The 1119-nt window shown below is 26.5% G+C and carries 1 protein-coding gene; it reads left to right on the top strand.

Annotation, left to right across the window (positions count from 1 at the left end; genetic code table 11):
• Positions 1-1119, top strand: a 1119-nt coding sequence (locus CIGNP85_RS05755; RefSeq protein WP_179187371.1) for a hypothetical protein, incomplete at both ends; no start/stop codon positions are given.

The raw sequence follows: 1119 nt of genomic DNA, 5'->3' as shown, positions 1-1119 counted from the left end.
CTGTGATGGTAAATGGGTTACAAAAAGGTCTTAGAGAGTATGCGAATGTGACAAATTTGGCTTTAGGGGCAACAACAAGTATCCAAAACCTTTATGAATTAAAACGAGAAAAAAATCAAGAAGCCATTAAAAATGCTGATTTGATAGTAACTGAGAGTAATATAAATGATATTGACCAACATGCGGCCAATAATTGCGCTTTACCACTTAATATTATATTTAAAAATTTACAATATTTTTATCAAACTTTATATTCACTAAATAAGCCTGTATGTATTATTATTTTTCCATTTTATTTTAAAAATCATCAATTAATTAATAATATGCATAGATTTTTGGCTAATTATTTTGGGTTAAATATTATAGATATACAAAATTACTATGCTATAAATAAATTGGTAGATTTTGGTTCTAAATTTGACCATCATCAGCTTTCAGTCATAAATCGCAATATTGGCAAAGAGATTGCTAAAAATATTGATTGCTTTAAAACTTCAAATAAGAATTTAGATATTAATCTACCTGAATTTAAGATATCAACCCCACAAGATATGAAAAGAGTTGGGAATTTTAAGATTTTTAATCCTAAAAATTCAATGTATGATGAGATAGTTTATAGGTTAGAAGGTGATAATTATTTGAGTTTTGAAGGGTATGAAGGGTATCAAATATTATCTGTGCATAGCTGGAATTTGGGTTTAAATGGAAATATGGACTTTTCAAATGAAAAATATACTTCTATACATTTATATAGTGATAAATTTAGTATTATAAAACCATCATCAAGTCATAATCAAAATTATGAAATACAAGCTGAACCGGTGATAACTAAAAATACTATAGTTAAATACAATAAAGATTTGTTACCTTATACAGAATTGCATATGTTTGCTTGGTTTGATAGCTTAAATTCAATAAATTTACCATACTTCGATCTAATCTCATTTTTCTTATGTAAGCCAAATCCAAAAATGAAATTATTTGATTTAAGTCTTATCCCAAGTGATAAAGATATAGAGATTGATAGTGATATAGACCGCTCTTATCTGATACCAAATATCGTATTTTTCAAAGATTCTATGGAGTTTATAGATGAGTATATAGGGCATTTGTATCCTA

Origin of the sequence: Campylobacter sp. P0085, from assembly GCF_002139495.1 — a bacterium.
Taxonomy (GTDB): Bacteria; Campylobacterota; Campylobacteria; order Campylobacterales; family Campylobacteraceae; genus Campylobacter; species Campylobacter devanensis.
Note: the sequence above shows the minus strand (reverse complement) of the source record. Positions and strands in the feature narration are given on the sequence as shown.